This is a genomic window from Anaeroglomus insulsum (assembly GCF_050689095.1).
Lineage (GTDB): Bacteria > Planctomycetota > Phycisphaerae > Sedimentisphaerales > Anaerohalosphaeraceae > Anaeroglomus > Anaeroglomus insulsum.
On the sequence record NZ_JBOGCL010000002.1, the window covers coordinates 245,740 to 267,732 of the forward strand.

The following is a 21,993-nucleotide window of genomic DNA, read 5'->3' on the forward strand; positions in this document are numbered from 1 at the left end:
GGAACGACAAAACCTACTCCAAATACACAGACTCCCCAGAGCGAATCGGCGGGATTGCCGATATTTTCCCCTGTATATCCTCTTTAAATAGGGCAAAACTCGGTGCTATTTCCAGAATACAGTCCGGCCGCCCATCGGATCGACGCGGCACTTTCACCCCTGCCGCTTCCAGCCAGCAAGCCGCCCGATCGATCATCATCTGATAAGTCACCTCGGCACTATCCACCCCGGTGGCATTTTTGACAGGAGCAAATTCCTCACTTCGCAGCGTTTCCAGAATAATGGATTGTTTGGCCATCGGTAACGCATCAAACACAAATGTTTCCAGCTTTACCCCATTGGGTTTGTCCGGATTGACCGCATTGCCCTGAGCATCGATATGCGGGATTTTCTTGATAGCCTTGTGGAACGGCAATGCAAACCCGCCGCCGGCGTTGAGCTTTTCGATAAAGCTGACGCTGATCATATGGATTCCAATGGACCCCAATTCAAAAACGAGCCGGCCATCGGCAGTTTTGCGATGAGCCTGTTCATCCGGCAGATCACTGTATTCAATCACCGTGACCTTGCCATCCACCAGGCAGAAATTCCCCACCTTTTCCAGCGGTCCGGCCTTGAGCAATGCCTTGGATGACATCTCCGCTCCATCCATCGCATGCAGCCCGATAAACAGCGGATCCAGCACATGAACCAGAGGATTATCCACCTGCCAATACGACAGGTATTCAATACCGCGGCGTTTCATATCTGCCAGCGCCCCGCTGTCGGCCAATGCCTTCAGACTGCCCCCATGTCCGTCCGGGCTGGTCGCCAACGTCCCTTTGTCTGCCAAAAATATCTTGCCGTCAAAGGCAAAATTCGGCATCGTGCCCTGAACAAAAATCACCACATTGGATTTCTTCAAACCAAAATAACCAGCTTTCTCAAAACTGTCCACCGTGGCTTGATAATTCAGCGGGCTGGTCATCACATACCATGGAATATCCACGTTATATCGCTTCGACGCTGCCAGAATCGACTCGCCAAAAATCGTAAACAGTGTTTTCTTTTTTATCGGACTGGTCGGGTAATTGCCTTTGGGACCGTCAAATCCCAGCCGCGTTCCCTGTCCGCCGGCAACAACAAAACCTGCCGCCTTGCCTTGCCGCAGCAGCGTTTCTCCCAACTGGCGCGCCTTGGCATACTTGTCTTTCTGAGCTGCTGTCCTGGGCTGGGCAGGATACGAAGGTGCCGGCTCAAACGAGGTGGGAATTGCAATCATCCCATCGTGTTTGACATATCGCTCAACCCACTCGGGAATACGGCCAAAATCCAGCTTCTCAATCTGCCCAAGCAGCGCATCCTGCTGCCGGGCATCAAGCTGGGAATAAAACGCCAGCAGGTGTTCCTGCCCAATCTGTTTACACTGTCTCAAAGCCTTATCAAATCGTGTCTGATCTGCCATACTTCTGTTTTCCGATAATCCAAACTATGATAATTTACCCGTAATGAATGTCTTTGCAGTGCGGATAGCCTCATCGATTTTAGACGGGTCCTTGCCGCCGGCCTGAGCAAACTGCGGACGTCCACCACCCCCGCCGCCGACAATCGGAGCAATCTGTTTGACAATATCGCCTGCAGATATTTTTTTAATCAAATCATCCGTCACGCCGGCAAACAGCATCACTTTGCCGTCTCCGTCTGCCATCCCCAGCACCACCACCGCCGACCCGGCTTTGGCCCGCAGACTGTCAATTAAGCCGCGTGCCTGATCTACACCCAGCGCCGGAATCGATTCGGCAACCACCACCGTCGCTCCCTGCCTGGAAGATCTGGCCAGCAGATCGTCTGCCGAGACCTGGGCGGATGCCGCTGCTGCCGCCCCGCTTTTCAGCTGCTTGGCCAGCGATTTATTGTCCTCCATCATTTTCGCCACCCGGGACGTAATCTGATCGGCTGGGACTTTGAGCATCCCAACCAGCTCATCTACAATTGCATTGCGGCCCATCAGATACGCCACCAGCCTGGTCCCGGTCAATGCCGTAATACGTCGAACACCTGCCGAGACACTTTCTTCTTTGACAATCCCAAACCCGCCGATTTCAGACGTGTTGGACACATGCGTGCCGCCACAGAATTCCTTGCTGAACGCCTCGCCAAAATGGTCCTTATCCGGTGCCCCGATCCCGATCACGCGGACCACATCTCCGTATTTTTCGCCAAACAGGGCCATGGCCCCCAGTTTCCTGGCCTCCTCAATCGGCAGGCTCACACACGTTACCGGCAGCCCCTCGGCTATCTTCTGATTGACCAAAGCCTGGATTTCCGCGGACTGTTCCGGCGTCAGCCCCTTGGGCCAGGTGTAATCAAACCGCAGATAATCCGGACAGACCGCACTACCCTGTTGTTTGACCGAATCCCCCAGAACCTTTTGCAGTGCCCATTGCAGAATATGCGTTGCGGTGTGATTCTTGCGGCTGGCCTGACGATCTTGATACACTTGCATCGTTGCCACATCTCCGGCAACCACTCCGCCGCGGTGCAGTCGCCCTTTATGGAGCACGCAATTGCCGACTTTTTCTGTCCCCTCAACTATAAATTCCCAGTCTTCTCCGCGAATGAGCCCCTCATCGCCAACCTGTCCGCCTGATTCGGCATAAAAACAGGTCTTGTCCAGAACCAGTGCCGCCGGTTTATGGGCATCTTCAAACTCGCCTTCCGCTGTAAAACCTTCCGATGTAACCCAGCCCAGAACCGTACCCTGGCAGGAATCGGTCTGGTATTTTGCCGTATCATCGGTGGCCGGCAGCTGAACATTAGACAGACTGGCCGCCAGAGAGACCCCTTTCTGCGCCGCACGGGCACGCTCTTTCTGCTGATCCATCAGCTTGACAAACAGCTCCGTATCAACCTTTAAGCCCCGTTCACGGGCCATCAGTTCCGTCAAATCCAGCGGAAAACCAAACGTGTCATAAAGCTGGAACGCATCGTCGCCGCAAATCGTTTTGTTCCCAGCCTTTTGAGCCTTATCCGCAGCCACGGCAAACAATTCCAACCCGCGATCCAGCGTCCTGCCAAACGAGGCCTCTTCCGACTGAATCACACCAGCAACAAAATCACCGCGACCCTTAAGTTCCGGGAAGGCATCGCCCATCTCTCGGACCAGGACCGGCACCAGCTGATACATAAACGGCTCATGTGCACCGAGATTGCGTCCAAAGCGTGCGGCTCGACGCAGCAGCCGGCGAATCACATACCCCCGCCCGTCGTTGGACGGCGACACGCCATCAGCGATTGCAAATGTCAGCGTACGAATATGATCGGCAATCACGCGGAACGCATTATCGATTGTGTTGCCCAGCCGTGACGTGTATTTTTGTTTGGTAATATCTTCAACCGCACGGATAATCGGCATAAACAAGTCGGTGTCATAATTGCTCGTTTTGTTTTGCAGCACTGAGCACACACGTTCCAGACCTGCCCCGGTATCGATATAATTAGCCTTGAGCCGTTCCAGCGACCCATCGGGCTTGCGGTTATATTGGATAAACACCAGGTTCCATAATTCCATAAATCGGGCACAGCCGCCATTGACCCTGCAGACATGGCCGGGGATATGTTGCATATCACAGCGGTCGGGCCCCAGGTCGATATGAATTTCACTGCATGGCCCGCATGGCCCGGTATGCCCCATCTCCCAGAAGTTGTCTTTTTTGCTGCAGAATAAAACCTTTTCTTTGGGCAGCGGGGTCAGCTTGGTCCATAGCTCCGCCGCCTCCGTATCCGGCCCGGACCCATCGGCTTTATCCCCGCCAAACACCGTTGCCCACAACCGGCCCGGTGCAATCCCGTAAACCTCGGTCAGCAGCTTCCAGGCCCACTCAATCGATTCGGCCTTGAAATAATCTCCGAAAGACCAGTTCCCCAGCATCTCAAAGAACGTATGGTGGTACGTATCCAGCCCCACTTCCTCAAGGTCATTGTGCTTGCCGCTGACCCGGATGCATTTCTGACTGTTGGCCGCACGTTTCCACTTGGCCTGAGCATGCCCCAGGAAGATATCCTTGAACTGGTTCATCCCCGCATTGGTAAACAGCAGCGTATCGTCCCCGACAGGCACCACAGGCCAGCTGGGCACAAAGGTATGCCCCTGGCTCTTAAAAAACTCGATAAACGATCCGCGAATCTCTTTGGACGTAAGCATAAGTTCTTTCTTGCTCGAATTTTAATTCACTTTCAGCCAATAAAAAATTAGGTAGTATTATAGCTTTTTCCGACAGAATGTCCAAAGAAATATTTCCAGATGTCACGTATCCTGTAAATCCAGACAAAAGCCAAAGGGTATCTTGTCGATAGACGATAGACAAGATACCCTGCCGATGACAATAAAACCAAATGTCTGTTTCAATCAGCCTGTGGCCAACCCTGCAGTAAACATAGACAACCTAATGGCTCAATCCCTTGGCCTCAAGGACCTTTGCCCGGATTTCGTCAACCAGCTCTTTATGGTCCACCAGATATTGCTTGGCATTGTCCCGACCCTGCCCCAGCTTGATATCTCCATAAGTGAACCACGCCCCGCTCTTGTTGACAATATTGATTTCCGCCGCCATATCCAGCAGATCGCCTTCGGTGCTGATACCGCTGTCGAACATAATATCGAATTCCGAGGTCTTAAATGGAGCTGCCACCTTGTTTTTCACCACGCGGGCACGGACACGGTTGCCAATCGCCTCACCCTTGGCATCCTGAATAGTCGAAACACGCCGGACATCCACGCGAACGGAGGCATAAAATTTCAACGCATTGCCGCCGGTGGTGGTTTCAGGATTCCCAAACATCACGCCGATTTTCATGCGAATCTGATTGATAAATATCACGCACGTCTTGCTCTTGCTGATAACACCAGTCAGCTTGCGAAGGGCCTGGCTCATCAGGCGGGCCTGCAGACCGACATGACTTTGCCCCATCTCACCCTGAAGTTCGGCCGCTGGAACCAATGCAGCCACCGAGTCGATGACGATAATATCCACCGCATTGGATTTAACCAGCATCTCAGCGATATCCAGGGCCTGTTCTCCTGTATCAGGCTGACTGATGAGCATATTACTGATATTCACGCCCAGCTTGCGGGCCCAGGTCGTATCCAGAGCATGTTCCGCATCAATAAATGCGGCGACACCGCCGGCCTTTTGCGCATTGGCAATCACGTGCAGGGCAAGGGTGGTCTTGCCGGATGATTCAGGACCATAAAATTCGATAATGCGTCCGCGCGGAACACCCGCTCCGCCCAGGGCGATATCCAGTGACAAGGCACCGGTACTGATACCATCGATGGTTTTGACTACGGTTTCATCCATCTTCATAATCGAGCCGGCGCCATATTGCTTCTCGATTTGGGCAATCGCCCGATCCAGGGCTTCATTTTTGACAGCCGGACGGTCCGTTTTTTCAGCCTTTTCTGGCTTTTCCGCCTTGGGCTTCTCGACGTCCGTCTTGACGGATTCTTTTGTTTTGGGTTGAGCTTTTTCTGTGACAGCTTTCTTTTTGAATGCCATGATCAATTGCTCCTGTAGAGTACGTTGACTGAGTCTGATCGTTCCTGTTATCTTGTCTTGCCGCGGCGATACAGGGTAACGTTCCCCTGATACTGCTTACGGCATCATTATGCTTATGGGGTCTATCTTAAATTTGTCCGGTGAACCACGGTATAAGCAGGTCCGCCGCCGGACAAATGACTTTCAAAAACACACACCGAATCCACAAAACTGCCTCCAAACGGCTCATCGCGCAGGGGAGCAATGATCCGTCTCAAGTCATCTCCGGCTGCGGGCAGTTTCACCCGGCACAGCGTCAGATGCCCGACAAACTCACGGTTTTCCACCGGCCAGCCGGCCTTCTCAAAACCTTCCTGAATATCCCGCTGCAGTGCTTTGAGTGCCGGGTTGGGGGTAATACCCGCCCAGCCAACCCGCACGGGTTTGCCAAAGGTACCCAGCCCCTTGATTTCCAGATCAAAGCCCTGATGAGCACAGGCTGCCTGTTCCACAATCCGACATACATCCATCACCCGCCGGTCTTCGGTCTCACCCAAAAACACCAGCGTCAGGTGCGTATTTTCCGGCTCCACCCACTTGATACCGCCTTTGACGGCACCGATCTCACGACGCAGCCGCTGACGCATCTTTTCAATCCGCTCCCTGACAGCAGCGTCGATTTCTATAGCCACAAATAATCGCATCCAATCCTTTCTGCCTCGGACCACACCCGGCTGACGACCTGCCCAGCTCAGAACTGGGTAATTCGCCGGAGATGATCAAATCGATCATCAATCATCTGCCGCGTGGCGTTCTTAATGCCGTAAATCGAAAAATCGCCAATGGTAAATGAAGCCACCACCGTTCCGTAAACCATCGCGTTGCGCAGACTGACAACATCCACCCGCCCCGCCGAAGCCAGATATCCCATCAACCCGCCGGCAAAAGAATCCCCCGCACCGGTCGGATCAATAACCACCGGTGTCGGATACGCCGGCAGGAGAAAACAATCCCCTTCCTTGTTATACATCATCGAGCCATGCTCGCCTTTTTTGATAATCACCACTCGCGGTCCCATCCCAAGAATTTCCTTGGCCGCAGTCACCAGATTTCGCTGCCCGGTCAGCAGCTTTGCTTCCCCCTCATTGAGAATCAGCATATCGATGCGATCCAGCAGTTCACGCAGGTCTTCATTGGCCGTGACAATCCAGTGATTCATGGTATCGGCGGCAACAAACGACGGACTGCCAAGCTGATCCAGCAACTGCATCTGCAACGCCGGGGCCGTATTGGCCAGAAACACATACTCACAGTTGCGATACGAATCCGGCACATGCGGCGGCTCTTCAGACAGCACGTTCAATTCAACCGATTCGGTATGGGCCGAATTCATATCCCCTTCATAAGACCCGCTCCATCGAAATGTCTTGCTGCCCTTGCGTACTTCCAGGCCGGTTAAATCCACTTTACGATCACCAAATATATCCTTTAGATTAAAGGGACAATCTTCCCCCACTACGCCGAGAAACTTAATCTCCGTAAAAAAGCCTGCCCCCATCGTAAAATGTACGGATGAACCACCGATACAATCCTTATTAAATCCGTAAGGTGTTCTGACTGTATCAATGCCGATGGAACCTGTTACCAATAAAGACATTCTCCGAAACCTCCTGTTACGATTGAAATTTAGTTATGGTTAATGCAATCCGTTTTAATGTTCGATCCAGACCAAGAATGTCAACTGTATCGAAGATGGGCGGGCTGATCGTTGTACCTGTTAACGCCACCCGCAGCGGCTGTGCGATCTTGCCAAGACCAACCTGCTTCTGTTCCGCAATGCCCCGCAGCAGCGTCTCAATGGATTCTGCGGTCACCTCAGGAAGCGATTTCAGGCCCTCAGCAATGACCCTTAGCATAACCAGCCCCTCATTTTTGAGCAAGACCTTTTTGACGGCCTCTTCATCATAGACAATTGCGTCATCCGCCATAAAGGCAAATCGACATTTTTGCTCAATCTGCTCAAGCGTGCGGGCACCCTCATTAACCTTCAGAAGTCGCAATAATAAAGCATCCCCGGCCTGGGCAACCGGAGAATGATTCTCCTTCAGATAGGCCTTGAAATACCCCAAAAGTCTATCCGGTTTACACAATTTAATATGCTCAGTGTTGAATGCCAGCAACTTCTTGCGATCAAACAAGCTGTTGCTCTTGTTAACCCGCGACAGGTCAAACGATGCGGTCATCTCCTCGACCGTCATAATCTCCCGCTGGTCGCCGGGATTCCAGCCCAGCAAGGCCAGGAAATTAACCAATGTCTCCGGCAAATATCCGCTTCTAAGAAAGTCCACAATATTGATTTCCGGCAGATGCACCCCGGCATAAGCTGCCATCGCATCGACAATCGGCATATCGGGAGTGGAATCCCCGGCAAGAAAACGCTGTACCGTCTCAAGATCAGTCCCGCCGGCGGCTGCCATTGCGGCTAAGTCAATATCACCGCGTGATTTAACTGCATCTTTAAGGACTTTGGCCCGTTCACGCTTGCTTAGTTTGCCGCCGCCTTCGCTGACAATCACCGGCAAATGGGCATAGACCGGCGTGCGAAAGCCCAAGGCCTGCTGCAGCAACTGATGATTGGGCGTATTCATCAGGTGCTCCTGGCCGCGAATGACATGTGTAACATTCATCAGTTGGTCATCAATGACCACTGCGAAATGGTACGTTGGGAAACCATCGCTTTTGATGATGATAAAATCCCCCAGCTCAGCAGGGTCAAACTGGACCTGGCCGCGAATCTCATCCTGAATGATAACCGGCTTGCTCTGGTCCACCGCAAAGCGGATGGTGACCGGCCGGCCTTCGGATTGTGCCTTTTTGACATCCGATTCATCAGGAAATCGGGCCGGACGAGGATAAATATTCTTCCGTTTTTCGGCCTCGGCCTGTTTGCGCATTGCGTCGAGTTCATCAGCAGTATCGAAGCAATAATATGCCTTACCCTGTTCGACAAGCTGATGTGCAAATTTTGTATAGATATCAAGACGCTGCGACTGAAGATAAGGACCGTTTGGGCCGCCTTTATCCGGACCTTCATCCCAGTCGATTCCCAGCCATTTCAAGTCCTCAAGAACCTGGGCGGTAGCCGTCGGGGTATTCCGCTTGACATCGGTATCCTCAATACGCAGCAGAAACTTGCCGCCCATGCGTCGAGCCAGCAGCCAGTTGAACAGAGCTGTCCTCGCCCCGCCGACATGCAGGTAGCCCGTCGGTGATGGCGCAAAACGTGTTACTATCATGATATACCTCTTCTTTCAGTTCAAAAATAAGGATAGAGGAGTGTAAGCGAGCCAACCCCTAAAGTCAAGGACAGACCCTACACCGAAATTACGACTCATACACTCCACTATCCCACTCCTCTGCCGCTCGTAAAATTGGGTGGTCAACAACCACATATATCCCGCGAGTAAACCTCGGGTAACGCCACTCGACATAGCCGCGACGAGCCAAAATTGGGTTCGTTTGGCCGGACAACGTCCGGGTTTATGCCGCGAGCCGCCACGGGGCCACGCTTTCCTACATAGCCGCGACGAGCCAAAATTGGGTTCGTTTGGCCGGACAACGTCCGGGTTTATGCCGCGGGCCACCACGGGGCCACGCCTTCCTACATAGCCGCGACGAGCCAAAATTGGGTTCGTTTGGCCGGACAACGTCCGGGTTTATGCCGCGAGCCGCCACGGGGCCACGCTTTCCTACATAGCCGCGACGAGCCAAAATTGGGTTCGTTTGGTAACACTCATTAAAAATCAAAGAGCTAAAATTAAGGATACCCCCCGAGGCGGAAGGTGATTTACTCTCAAGCACAGAGGCTTGAGCAACCAGGTACTGTGGCTTGCTTTTATTGCGACTCATCTTGTCCACAACAAGCGTCTTTGGCCTTGAATTGATGCTGCCTTGCCGCGGTTTCCGGCCAGCCTGCCTTGTGCAGGCTTGCGAGCCTCCGTTTGTATCACGGCTGACAACTGGAAGGAATTATATAGACCTAACAAAAACCATACAAGCAAAAAATGAAAAAATTGATATTATTTTTTTTCTCTTGATTGGAGTTGTTCTGGGTTTTGAGAGCGACCGCAACCCTGCCCAAACATTAAACCAGACAGGGATTATACTTCTCCATCGGCTTCGTGAAATAAACGGAAATTATGGATTTTCTTCTGGAAAAGGGAGATAGATGGGGGCGATGGAACGGATTTGCGGGTCGGAGCGGGTCAGTTGCCCAGGAGTTTTATCAGCCCGTCATAGGATGGAATTTTTCGGATGGACGGATCGATTTTCAGCGCCGTCTGCATTTCTTTTCGGGCGTTCGGAAAGTCATTGCGAGTATAGAATAAATAGGCCAGCATAGCATGTACAGATGCGGTCTGTGGTTCGGGAAACAGGGTGACAGCCCTGTTGAGCGTCTCCATGGCCTTGTCGGGATGGCCGGATTTGTCATAGGCGTCAGCCAGGCTCAGATGCGGCCCGATCATGCTTGCAGGTTCCAGCGACAGGGCCTTTAACAGATGCGCGATGGCCTGGTCGTACTGGCCGGACTGGCTGTGGATCGAGGCCAGTTCCAGATATGCTTCGACGGTGCTGGGGTTCAGTTTCAGGAGGTTTTTCAAAACCGACTGGGCCTCTGCGATTCTGGCCTGGCTGTGCAGGTTTCGGCCAAGGTTCAGATACGCCAGATGATACGGACAGAGCCGGAGCACTTTTCTGAGCAGCTGTTCCTCGGCTTTGAGATTGTGCAGGCCGCTGTTGTTGAAGGCCGCATATTGAAAAAGCATCTGCCAGTCGTCGGGTCGGTTTTGAAGGGCTTGCTGGTGCACCCGCGTACAGGCCTCCAGGCCGCTTTTGGACAGAGCCAGCAGACGTCTGTCGATATCCTGTTTTGTATCCGCCAGACGGCGGGCATGGTCGAGTTGGCTGGTGAATGGCGGCTTTTGAAGAAACGTCTGATACACCAGACTCAAACAGACCGCACGCTCATAGTCCGTATAGGCGATCATATGGGCAATTTGTTCTTCACTGAAGGGGTCGGTTACGGCTGGATGCAGATCCGGCAGCAGCGTTTTTTGGATATAGGGCAGTATCGCACAGGCCAGGATATAGTTGCCTTTGAAGGTCAGATGGACATGTTCGTAGAACAGGTCCCGGCCGGGAATCTGATGCGGGCTGGCAGCTTCCATGGCAGCGATACTGTCGGCAAAATAAAGCCTGGCCTGTCCGGCGTCGGCTGCGGCGGCACGAAGGATTTCATTGATACGGCTGTCGGCACGGAAACGCAGTGTGTCGTACTGACGAGCAAGGATATATCTTTCCCTGGCGTTTTGATAGTCCTGGGTATTCCAGTAACAATCGCCCAGACGAAATTGAAGCTCTGCGTATGCGGCATCGATTTTTTCGGCCTCAAGGTATAGTTCAATCGCCCGGGCATACTGTCCCTGGGTCTGAAGGGCAACGCCCTGCTGGTAGATTTCCTGCCATCGCTGCTGGTCGGCATCGGACCATTGCAGGGGGTGGAGGGACGCAAAAGGCGGACAGTCTTTCAGGTTTGTCGGCACATTGGAGACAATCACAGCGGCCCCGGCCTCAAGCCCGACCCGGCAGATATCCACAAGGTTCTTTTCGAAATGCCGGTAAGTAATAGCCAGAGCTGGATCATCGTATCGAATCTGCTTATCCAGAAACATCTCCAGCCCGCCCCACTGCTTGTGTTTTTGGGGAGCAGGTACAGCCCATCGCATCAGCTGGTCGAGAAGCTGTCCGGTGCGGGTCGATTTGACGGCAATGTTGGCCCGAATAAGAGGCAGGTTTGGTGACAATGGGGCAAACACAGTGCCGGGTCCATAGGGACCAACAATTTCATTATTGCCCATATAGACAATGAATATATCCGGCTGATACCGGGCACAGTCTTTGGCGATTTCGAGAACAGCATGGGAATTGATGGCGGGCATCGCGGCGGTCAGCACTTCAAAGTCAACCTCCGGATACATCGCATCGAGCATGACCTCGAGGATATGGCCGAAGCTGTAGGCGGGTGCCGGGACTCCTGCGGCGGCGGATTCTCCGAGTATGAAAATACGGCGGGTCTGGGGAGATTTGCGGGTATCGAATACAAAACCATCAAAATGACGAGCCATCGAAGGCGGAAAAAATCGCCAGGCAAATTGATAATTATGGCAATAGACCGACTTGTCTTCGAGCTGACGTTTCAGGATGGCTTGAGGGGGATAGCCATACCCCACACAACGCAGCGTCAATTCCAAAACACCCCCCAAAAAACACGGAATCAAGATGATGCTGACCAGGCGAAACAGCCACAGCTTTCTCCTGCCTGGCGACAGGGAAACAGGAATGTGCCTGGGGGAACCATGTTTTTGCGATCGCTTCTTTCGGCTCATAGCTATCAACAACGAACCTACCTGAGAAAGAAGTTCAGCAGCGGTTGAGTGCAATACTACATGATGTACCTGACAGGCATGCGTATTCCAGGAGCATACACACCATATAGTGAATGCCTCTGCACGTCGCCGCGACGAATCGGCACCTGTTCACGATTCGCTATACAAGCGATATACTATTACTATAGCAGGCTTGAGAGAAGGATTCAAGATGTTGACTGCATTTTTTTGAATTACTGTCAAGGCTGCCCCACAGGATATTACAAATCACCGAAACAACCAAACGAGCCGTCGCCCCAAATCCCAGGACCGAATTGAAGATCGTTGACATGCAATCGCCTACCCCACAGAGCAGATGAGCAAACTGATCAAGTTCGCAACAGGCCCTGCCGTTGTGTGCAAAAGCCCCCCCAAAAAACAGGTTTCCGGGCGTCTGGATAGACACCCGGAAACCGTTATTATCAATCGTGCAAATGGGGCTTATGGAAGACTGATCTGATAGGCATCTTCCAGCCATTTTCCTGCGAAGGTAGCAAAATCGGTCATATCAATACGGCAATCGTCATTGACATCCAGTGCCACCATCAGTGCATCGGCTGCCCAGGCTTCCCAATCGCAAACCCACGGCTTGGTGGTCACCGTCTTCAGATATTCATGAGCGACTTCCTGAGCACTCAGACCGTAGTTCCATATCTTGAGATCATCGACCATGCCGTTGAAGTAGCCGTCGCCTGCACCCCACATACTTCTGGCAATCCAGTTCTGCGTTGTCGGGGCAAAGCTGATCGGGTCATTGGTCAAGCTGGTGTTGATTGCAACCCGTTCGCCATTGATATACAGCCGGGCGGTATTGCCGGACAATGTGGCGGTAACAAAGGTCCATTCTCCCACCGGCAGCGCCTGAGCGGGCGAGGTCACACTCTGTTCGGTCCCGGCCACTTTCACCGCAAAGCGTACTGCATTGTTGACGCTGCCAGGATTCAGACACAGGAAAATATAGTTATTCGTGTCATTGCCGAAATCGAGGATTCGATTCCAGTTGGAACCGCCGCTGGAATAGACCCAGGCCGAAATCGAGATATCCTGATAAGCAGCCACCATGCCTTCATCAATTTGGGCATACTGAGCATCGACGTTATTCGGATCTGCCGGGTTGGCGCGAGGATTGTTGAACTTCAGCGAATAACTGCCCGCAAGTCCGGGAACCGTATTGGCTTCCAGCACCGGCACATCATTGCCGGTATCATTGCTGGCCATCTTCAGATCAAATCCATTCACGATATCCGGCGTAATCCCATTGGGATTGACATCATAGCTCATCGATTCCATCGGATAATGACTCATCAGGCGTTTGGTCATCACGCGAGCCGGGCCGGTGTCCCGATTGGAGGCCGTGCTGGGCAGTGAATTGGTCCCAACGCAATAATAATAACCTTCATCAGCCACCTGCACATCCAGAATGGTCAGCGTGTCTGTATTCACACCGCTGTAATCCGGACCGTTTACAAGGGCAATATCCGGGTCGCCCTTCTTATACCACTGATAGGTATCGATGGCGGTTCCCTTGGCAGATAAGACAAGGTTATTGCCTGCTTCCACGACATTATATGCCGGTGCGACTGCAGTGATCAAGGCAACCGAAGGCACGGTAACGAAGGACCACAGTTCGCCCATAACGTTGTTGGGATGACCAGCCGGATAAGGATTGCCATTGGGATCCGCAATCACTTCTTCGATCTTCCAGTAATACGTCATCCCGCGCTTGACTGTGACCGGGCCATATTCATTATAGGGATCGGTCAGGCTGGGATCTGGATTGTGAACCTGAGGTACTGTATCCAGCAGATAGACATTCGGATCATTGGCCGAGATGCCCCGGGACAGATAGATGTTATGACGGAGGACTGCTGGATTCACCGGGGTAGTCGAACCCTCAATTGCATTCCAGCTCAGCGTAACCTGTGCCTCGGACAGTGAGATGGGTGTACCAACCGAGCCATCCAGATTAACCGGGGTCACATTGGGATTATAGGGGATATCGGTCTGCATCACATAGGCTTTCACAGCATCCAGCAACGCCTTCTTGCCGGCGTCTGTGTTCGGCAGGCCGGATCCGTTGACATGAAAATTAAACAGCAGGCGATTGCCAAGCATGGTGGTGCCGCGGGCATTTGTGTCGCCGGGTCTCCAGCCGACAACCGCATTGTAACCGCCGATGGTAGCGAGGACTTTACCCGTACCCACAGAGCCTGAACCCACCCGGTCAAAGGCTCCGGTTCCGCTCCACCAGTCAAAAGTGCCCTCGGCTCCAAAAATCTTGGCGCCCTCGGCAGTAACCGTCGTTTCATTTCCATCGATGGCTGGCCCCTGTTCACCACCGCCTTCCCAATTCATCCTGCTGGAACGCGTAAAATAACTGCTGTGCACAATAATCGGGATGGTAAGATAGGTATTATAATAGGTATCATCGTCGGTGGTATAATCGGAGCTGTAATTGGTGCGAGCGATCACAAGCAGGTCTGCCCCAAGCAGCGCTGCCTGGACAGCAGCATCCCCAGTATTGCCATAGTCACCATATGTCACGGTTGCATTTGGAAAAGCACTTTTGTAGAAATCAACGGTAGGCTGGTTCAGGGTTTGATGGTTTGATACCCAGCCGGTAGCGGATATCAAAATGTTTTTGATCGGCTTGGCATAGCTCGTTGTGACACACATCACAACGAACAGTGATGATAGTGCAATCATTCTTCTCATTTGGGTTCTCCTAAATTAATTTAGATCATACGACTTCTTACAATTCCATTTGACGCTCTGGCTTTCCTGAATACACTTGCCATCCTATTCACTCAGCACATCGCAGTTCTTTTCGTCACCAACCTCCTTTCCTCTAATTGATCCTGGTTGAGTCTGATTTATATTTCTTCGATCATTGCCGGGCATCGTGTCGGCAATGAAAACACCACTGACTTTTAAAGAGCGATTTTGCCAATCAATCCACATTCAGAATCAGTTCCGGGCGACAGAAGAAACACCAGTCGTAAGCATTTCCCTGATTTCCCCTGCCCGCTTTTCCTTCCGTAACCACCAGCGACAGAAAACGATCCCGTTCGGTCAAGGTCACGTCGATAGGGAAATTCTCCGGTGCGGAAACACCTTTTTTGGAAAACCGGACCTGCCCATCCACGAGAACCCAGACATCGAAATAACTGGTAATCTCCGGATACGGAATCGGGGCAACCGCGATCGCCGTGAAGCGTTCCGGCTGCAGACCATCCGGCAGCAGGCTGCGAATCGCCTTCAGATCGTAAGTAATCCCGATATTGGCATGCATAAAGATGGCCGGATTTTCAGGTGTCCCATACCGTACATCATTGACTATCAGACTGAACTCATCATCGATCGCCCTGCTGCCGTTGATAATCGGAGAACACCAGTACGCATTGGTATCCGGACATTGTTCGAATACATGGCCCTGTGAACTGACCACAGCCGGCCCGGGGTTGCCATCGGGGACAAAAATGCCATCAATGCCGGGGATTTGAGAAACCGGACAAAACGACGAGGTCCAGGATTTCTGGTTTCTGATCCCATAGCCATTCACATACAAGGGGCTTTCAGACAGCTCGCCAGTCTCGATTTCGATGCCGTAATCCTGACGGCCAGTCCCCAGTCCATTTCCACCGCCAACCATATCCGCCAGATTGATTGCCGATTGCCCCCGCCAGATAAACCTGGAAGCTGAATCGATAGCCCGAACAAACAGGGATTCGTTACAGTGAATGTCGGAGATGACGCCAGAAATACCCGAGACCCGCTTGGCCATTCCCGCCCCCACCTCCACACTGTTTTTTTTGTCTGACTGCCCGCCGGCAATCAGCATGGTTTTCCCCTTGATGACATGCAGAAATGTCTCGTGAGTCGGACTGGCATGAACACCGAATTCGGTGCCAAAATCAATCACTTTGCCGTTTTGGGTATAGACGGAAAAACCAGTCGCCTCCCGGGGTACAATGGCATACACTTTGCCGTATTGCAGTCCGATTCGGTCTTCGGCAAGAATCTGAAATTCCGCCGGAGCTTCAATCACAACCTGAGCATTGGAGTCAAACCGAAGCTCGACAAACCCTTCCCGCAAAACCATCGATTTGCCGTTGGCCTGCAACCGCTCGCCGATTTGCGACGGACCGGCCGGATTGGCCCATTGTGCCGAGAGACTATCCGTTAAGGTAGCCACTTCAAGACGTGACGGATCCGGCACAAAATACATGAAACTCACCACAAAAATAATCGCCGCGGCCAGCGCAGCAAATGAAACGGCTGTACTGAAGCTGATTTTTCGGGAAATTTTGGTATATGTCAGATCCATGTGCTGAAGAGGTGATGGATCCGGAACCTCTTTGACGGGTTCAATGGTCGGGGCGGATTTTTCATGCTGCGACATCATGCCCCAGAACTGCTGATCGAATAACTCGTGATTCGGGCTATTCTTAAAGTACTCCGAGGATCGTATCCTGCACAAAATCGACATAAAATCGATATAATGCTTCATGGCCTGCGGATGCTCTTGCAGCATTTGTTTTAAGGCACAAAACTGCTCGGGGGTACTGCGTCCTTCGATTGCAGTATAAATTAACTCGTACAGACGTTTGAGGTCATGTGCGTTCATGTCAGGCCAAATCCTCCGACATCAGTGTTCTTTTGATGCAGTTGTGCAGCAATATAAAGATAGTCGGAATTCGCTTATAGAGAGTATGTAAGTTGCGATTGGTTTTCGATGCTATTTCCGGCACCGAAAACCGTTCATAAAACCGCATGCGAATCAAGTCCAGATCGGACGGTTCGAGCTTGCTGAGACATACCGTCAACGCAGCCAGCTGCTCTTCGGAGTGCTTTGATTCCTTCTCGTGAGCCGAGGTAAGCGCATCGAGCATCTGGTCATCAAACTGGAATTCATGTCGTTTTGTGCGATAATAGTTGGATACCGTCAGCCGGATGATTTTTCGAGCCCAGGCCAAGAAGTAGGTATCACGCTGATAGGTATCAAATTTTTCCCACATAATGCTGGCTGATTTCTGGAGGATATCTTCAGCATCTGAGTAATTGGGCACCAGTGTCAGGATGAAATTAAACAACTGGTTGTTGTATTTGATAAAATACCCAATATATTCATCTTTTCTGGACATAGAATTATCTCTAATCCCTGCAAACATCCTTTATGGTCTTAATCTATATATGTAAATCATTCTGCGGTTTAGTATAATTTATTTTTTTTCTCTGTCACAGTCCAAATAGACACGTAAATCTCTCTTTTTTTAGGAGTACATAGCCATATCAAAGGGCATGCCGGAATCTATCCGACATGCCCTGTCTTTATATACCAATATGTGTATTGCTACAAACCTTGTCTATTTCGTCGTAGAAAGGCGGTTACTGGTTAGCCGTTTTGGCTTTGATCACGGCCTCAAATGCCTTTTTGGGCTGATAATTTCTGTCAAACAGCAGAGGAGACCCTCCGATCCAGGATGTTGCATCATACACACCCCAGAAGGTAACGCGGGAGATCTTGTCTCGATGTTTGATAAATATGCCGAAAAGTTCGGCGTATTTTTGTGCCAGCTTTTGCTGGGTTTCTTCGCTTTGAGCAGTCGTATCGGCGGTGCTTTGTCTGTTAATCTGGTTAACATCCGCCCCCCGATAACCCCGGGTCTGGGTCCTGATGTCCAGTTCGGTAACCATCACTTTTACGCCGGTTGCGGCCAGGCTATTGATGGCATACTCCAGGGACTCTTTGCTTGGATATTCCAGACCACCATGGAGCTGAATCCCGACACCGTCTATCCGGAGACCTTTAGACTGAAGGTGCTTGACAATAGCGACAGCGCCATCACATTTTGCCTTACTCGTATCCAGATTATAATCATTGTAGTACAATTCCGCATCCGGGTCGGCCTGATGAGCATATTCAAAAGCTTTGGCAATATGATCAAATTTCTGCTCGGGCTTGCCTTCGCCGATAATTCTGAACCATTGCGTGTTTCTCATACTGCCGTCTTCATTCAGGGCTTCATTGACGACATCCCAGCCTTTGATGCGGCCTTTATACCGACCTACAACCGTGGTAATATGGTCTTTCATTCTGGCCAGCAAGGTATCACGAGTCACAGGCTGTCCGGAATCATCCGTAAAGACCCAGCCGGGAACCTGGGCGTGCCAAACCAGCGTATGGCCAATGGGAACCATATTGTGTTTCTCACAGAATTCCATGAAACTGTCTGCCGGACCCCAATTGTACTGCCCCGGCTGCGGATGGATGAGCTGCCATTTCATGTCATTTTCGGAGGTGGCTGTATTGAATTGCTGGATGGCAATGGCTGCGGCCTGGGGGTCCTGGCCTGTCACCACGTTGCGATTGTATGCGCCTCCAATCAGGAAATAATCCTTATAGACGTCCTTCAAGGCCGGCAGATCGGACACTGCCACGGCGGCAGGCTTGTTGTCGGGACGTTCCAGTGTCAACAGGCCCAGTTGATACGGCAGCAGCTCATAGCGGTCGTTGATCTTCGGATCACGTCCCTGGAAAAGGAATCGCAGGTTTGCAGGATCAATCGTCGGAGTTTCGTTGTAATTGTCACGAAGCAGCTCTCCATGGCTGATGTCTCTTGTCCAGGGTTCGACACCCTCTTCAAAAGTCACGTTGTTGATGCCGGCAAAGGGCGTCTCCCAAGAGTCGGCACCGGGCAGGGGTTTCCATTCGCCGTCAAGACGGTCGGATATCCACGCGCGATAGTATCGGGCCGGACTCAAGGCCTCAATGATGGTCAGATAGGTATTGGTTCCTTTGATCTTGTAGGTCATGCTGCCTTCGAACAGGTTGTTGCGATTGTCCTGAATGGCAATCTCGATATCACCAAACCCGTTGGGGAAATCTTCAATTCGGGTCCGGGTACGATAGAAACGCCCGTCATCGCCAGTAAAGAACATATAAGCATGGGTCTGATCACAGATGATGTGGTAGTCAATCGGGAGTCTCGGAGCACTGGGAGGCATTTTTTCGAAGAAATTCTTCGGTGCCGTCCAGGTTTCAGGTTTGGTAATATCATCGGTGGTGCAATACTGGGGCTGCTGGGACTGGAAGACGAGATACCACTTTTTGTGCGGGGTAAAATAGAACAGATGCGGTGCACAATGATAGCCTTTTAAAGCCGGATTCACATCGATAAATGTCAGTTTGGCATTCGGGGCATCCGACCAGTCTTTGAAGTTCAGATAAGCCATGCTCCAGGTTCTGGCGGACGTTGAGTAAACGGTTGCATACACATGCCACAGGTCATTGTAGCGGACAATGGTCGGATCTTTGATGGATACAATCGTATGCGAGTCATCAGAGACCGGTTTGATCAGCACGCCGGAGGATTTCCACTTCAGCGGCGTAGCAAAAGGCGACTGGATGGACTGTGCAGGCGCCGCACCAGACTGACTCGATGCGAGCAAAGCCCCGGCGGCCTCCGGACGGAAAAGATACTGGGCAAAATAATACAGATTATTCCGCCATTCGGTAGCATCGTGGGCATTGGAATCCACATGCCAGACATGCGGTACATTGTTTTCTTTCAGATACGCATGAACATTCCGGCTGATGGTAATCAGACCATCTTTATTGCCGCAGGCCAGCCATAGCAGTTTCAATTCCCGTCGGGCCTTGGCCGGGTCGGGAACCAGCTGCTGAGCCGGCCTGGTATTGGGTGCGGAGGAGAATCCGCCCACCCAGGCAAATGTTTCCAGATGTCCCAGGCCGAAATTCAGGGCCTGGCCGCCGCCCATCGACAGGCCTGCCAAAGCCCGATGCTCACGATCCGCCAAGACCGAGTACCGGCTTTCAATGGCGGGGATAACATCATTGAGCAAGTCCTGCTCGAATTTCTCAAAGGCCGGTGCGGTGCTGTACACATTTCCCTCCGCCCGGTCGTTAGGCTGGGCACGTCCGTTGGGCATCACCACAATCATCGGCTCGGCTTTTTTGTCGGCCAGCAGATTATCGAACAGGATATCCACCGAGGCAAACCGCTGCCATTCGGTTTCATCCCCGCCAATACCGTGAAGCAGATAAAGAACCGGATATTTGCGGTCGGTTGAGTAGCCTGCAGGGGTATAAACCATCATCTTGCGTCGGGTGCCGACCGTTTTGGAATCGTATTCGATCATTTCCAGTTTACCCCGAGCGATTCCTTCGCGTTTCTGAGTAATGTCCGGGGCGGGATCGGGGAATACCGGTTTATCATCCGGCCCCAGTTGGATTGGGCCGCCGAATTGACGTCCTGCACCTCTGCGGGCCTCCGGCGCGGGGGCGGGTTGAGCCGCACTGGCCTGATCCCCTGTCTGCGGAATGAGTTCAATTGCATTAATCATCGGATTTTCGATCTGGGTGATAAAGTCTATCCGGAACTGCCCGTCGGTTACTTCCACGGGAATCGTTTCGATATAGGCACGATTTGGACCACCAGCCTTGGCCCAGACATCAAAATCCTTAAACTCTTTTCCGTGCACCTTAAAGGAGAAGACACGCTGGCCGGGCCCGGTAATGCCCTCAAAGGTCTCAGCAAAATAAAGCCTGGCAATGTATTTGCCGTTGGGAACCTTGCAAGAAAAGGCATCCATGGCGTAATGTTCACTTAAAAACAGGGCCGAGTCCTTGGTTCCGGCAATCACCGTCTCCGGATCACGATCAATCGTGGCTCCACCCTCAAAGCCCTGGTCCGGCTGCCAGACATTACCGCTGGAATCCGTAAAGGGAGAAAACTGGCCGGCCTTGATGCGGATAATCTGGCCGGAGGGGGCAGGATTTGAGGCGCCCGATTCGGTCGGTTTCGCGACCGGTGCAGCCGCAAGAGGCTGGTCCCGGAACAACAGCGGTGCAAACTGATAGAAGCTTCGTCTCCAGGTCAGAAATTCATGCGCCGTATCCGGCGAGACATAGGCCACATTGGCAATACCAATCTGATTGAGAGCCTCGTGGTTGGCCTGGATATTGCCCGGATTTTCACGGCTGCCGCAACTGCAGAAGACGAGTTTTACTTTTTCCTTAAAACCGGGAGTCGTGTTGACATCGTTTGGGGTGATGATGCCGCCGCTGAAAAGACCGATGTGAGAGAATTTGTCCAGATTCTTGAGGGTTATGGTCTTGGTTTCCATGCCGCCCATGGACAAGCCGGCCATGGCACGGTTGGGCTGGTCGGAAAGCGTACGGAAATTGGCATCGATATAGGGAATTAACTCATCGACAAGCACTGTCTGAAATGGCCCGATATCGAAATTTCGAAGGCCGCCAAATCGAATTTCATTGGTCATACCGTAGGTCATCACGATCAGGAAAGGCCTGGTCTTGCCTTCCGCCAGCAGATTATCCATAATCAGATTGACGCGTCCCTGATTGCTCCAGGCGGTTTCATCCTCGCCCCAGCCATGCTGCAAATACAGCACCGGATAACGCTTGGTCAGATCCTTATCGTAGTCCGGCGGCGTATAGACAAATGCCCGACGTGAGGTGTTGGTGCTTTTGGAGGGAAACAAAATCTGCTGCACACGACCATGCGGGACATCTTTGAGGGCATAGAAATCCTGGTCACGTGCGGGGATTTCAATCCCGCTTTCCCACCGCGTGGAACCGTAGAAATTCATCGTGCCAGGGTCGTTGAAGGTTCCTCCATCTACGGTCAGATGATAATAATGGAACCCTTCATCCAGCGGCCCGGCTGTAGTACCTGTCCAGACACCATCCTCGGATTTGGTCAGCACGGTGCCGCCGCGCCCACCCAGGCCCAGGCTGACACTGACACTCTGGGCCTGCGGGGCCACGATGCGGAAGCGGGCGTATCCCTGTGAATTGACCTGCGGGTATTCCTGGCCGGGCTGATTTAACGTCGAAGGCTTGAAATCGTCCTTGATGGCCGGCTGCTCGGCCTGGGCCCAACAGAGGCTTGCGGTCAAGACCCCTGTCAGCAGCATAATGACTCTGAGTTTCATTTAAAAACCTC

11 protein-coding genes are annotated in these 21,993 nt (G+C 52.1%); all 11 read right to left on the reverse strand.

Annotation, left to right across the window (positions count from 1 at the left end):
* Nucleotides 1-13: 13 nt before the first annotated feature.
* Nucleotides 14-1,444, reverse strand: coding sequence for a UTP--glucose-1-phosphate uridylyltransferase (locus ACQ9LF_RS03180; RefSeq protein WP_462487917.1), 1,431 nt, complete (start codon nucleotides 1,442-1,444; stop codon nucleotides 14-16).
* A gap of 24 nt (nucleotides 1,445-1,468) precedes the next feature.
* Nucleotides 1,469-4,183 (reverse strand): alanine--tRNA ligase, encoded by a 2,715-nt coding sequence (gene alaS, locus ACQ9LF_RS03185; protein ID WP_462487918.1) that lies wholly within the window; start codon nucleotides 4,181-4,183, stop codon nucleotides 1,469-1,471.
* A 241-nt stretch (nucleotides 4,184-4,424) separates the two neighbouring features.
* On the reverse strand, nucleotides 4,425-5,537 hold the full coding sequence (gene recA / locus ACQ9LF_RS03190) for a recombinase RecA (RefSeq protein WP_462487919.1): 1,113 nt from the start codon (nucleotides 5,535-5,537) through the stop codon (nucleotides 4,425-4,427).
* Nucleotides 5,538-5,659: 122 nt separating this feature from the next.
* On the reverse strand, nucleotides 5,660-6,220 hold the full coding sequence (gene thpR / locus ACQ9LF_RS03195; RefSeq protein WP_462487920.1) for an RNA 2',3'-cyclic phosphodiesterase: 561 nt from the start codon (nucleotides 6,218-6,220) through the stop codon (nucleotides 5,660-5,662).
* A 47-nt stretch (nucleotides 6,221-6,267) separates the two neighbouring features.
* Nucleotides 6,268-7,173 carry a PfkB family carbohydrate kinase gene (locus tag ACQ9LF_RS03200; RefSeq protein WP_462487921.1) on the reverse strand — a complete coding sequence of 302 codons (906 nt, stop codon included), beginning with the start codon at nucleotides 7,171-7,173 and terminating at the stop codon, nucleotides 6,268-6,270.
* Between the two features lie 16 nt (nucleotides 7,174-7,189).
* A complete protein-coding gene (gene gltX, locus ACQ9LF_RS03205) occupies nucleotides 7,190-8,812 on the reverse strand; it encodes a glutamate--tRNA ligase (RefSeq protein ID WP_462487922.1) in 1,623 nt (540 codons plus the stop codon).
* Between the two features lie 969 nt (nucleotides 8,813-9,781).
* On the reverse strand, nucleotides 9,782-11,962 hold the full coding sequence (locus ACQ9LF_RS03210; RefSeq protein WP_462487923.1) for a tetratricopeptide repeat protein: 2,181 nt from the start codon (nucleotides 11,960-11,962) through the stop codon (nucleotides 9,782-9,784).
* Nucleotides 11,963-12,442: 480 nt separating this feature from the next.
* Entirely contained in the window at nucleotides 12,443-14,716 is a 2,274-nt protein-coding gene (locus ACQ9LF_RS03215; RefSeq protein ID WP_462487924.1) for a LamG-like jellyroll fold domain-containing protein, read from the reverse strand.
* Nucleotides 14,717-14,951: 235 nt separating this feature from the next.
* A complete protein-coding gene (locus ACQ9LF_RS03220) occupies nucleotides 14,952-16,628 on the reverse strand; it encodes a FecR family protein (RefSeq protein WP_462487925.1) in 1,677 nt (558 codons plus the stop codon).
* Nucleotide 16,629: 1 nt separating this feature from the next.
* Nucleotides 16,630-17,145: a sigma-70 family RNA polymerase sigma factor gene (locus ACQ9LF_RS03225; RefSeq protein WP_462487926.1), complete on the reverse strand. Its 516-nt coding sequence runs from the start codon at nucleotides 17,143-17,145 to the stop codon at nucleotides 16,630-16,632.
* Nucleotides 17,146-17,389: 244 nt separating this feature from the next.
* Entirely contained in the window at nucleotides 17,390-21,982 is a 4,593-nt protein-coding gene (locus ACQ9LF_RS03230; protein WP_462487927.1) for a non-reducing end alpha-L-arabinofuranosidase family hydrolase, read from the reverse strand.
* Between the last annotated feature and the right edge of the window lie 11 nt (nucleotides 21,983-21,993).

Bases quoted from the DNA above. Each gene is read 5' to 3' on its own strand.
- ACQ9LF_RS03210 (WP_462487923.1), bottom strand. From the start codon at position 11,962: ATGAGCCGAAAGAAGCGATCGCAAAAACATGGTTCCCCCAGGCACATT.
- ACQ9LF_RS03230 (WP_462487927.1), bottom strand. From the start codon at position 21,982: ATGAAACTCAGAGTCATTATGCTGCTGACAGGGGTCTTGACCGCAAGC.
- ACQ9LF_RS03180 (WP_462487917.1), bottom strand. From the start codon at position 1,444: ATGGCAGATCAGACACGATTTGATAAGGCTTTGAGACAGTGTAAACAG.
- ACQ9LF_RS03215 (WP_462487924.1), bottom strand. From the start codon at position 14,716: ATGAGAAGAATGATTGCACTATCATCACTGTTCGTTGTGATGTGTGTC.
- ACQ9LF_RS03225 (WP_462487926.1), bottom strand. From the start codon at position 17,145: ATGTCCAGAAAAGATGAATATATTGGGTATTTTATCAAATACAACAAC.
- ACQ9LF_RS03220 (WP_462487925.1), bottom strand. From the start codon at position 16,628: ATGAACGCACATGACCTCAAACGTCTGTACGAGTTAATTTATACTGCA.
- alaS (WP_462487918.1), bottom strand. From the start codon at position 4,183: ATGCTTACGTCCAAAGAGATTCGCGGATCGTTTATCGAGTTTTTTAAG.
- gltX (WP_462487922.1), bottom strand. From the start codon at position 8,812: ATGATAGTAACACGTTTTGCGCCATCACCGACGGGCTACCTGCATGTC.
- ACQ9LF_RS03200 (WP_462487921.1), bottom strand. From the start codon at position 7,173: ATGTCTTTATTGGTAACAGGTTCCATCGGCATTGATACAGTCAGAACA.
- recA (WP_462487919.1), bottom strand. From the start codon at position 5,537: ATGGCATTCAAAAAGAAAGCTGTCACAGAAAAAGCTCAACCCAAAACA.
- thpR (WP_462487920.1), bottom strand. From the start codon at position 6,220: ATGCGATTATTTGTGGCTATAGAAATCGACGCTGCTGTCAGGGAGCGG.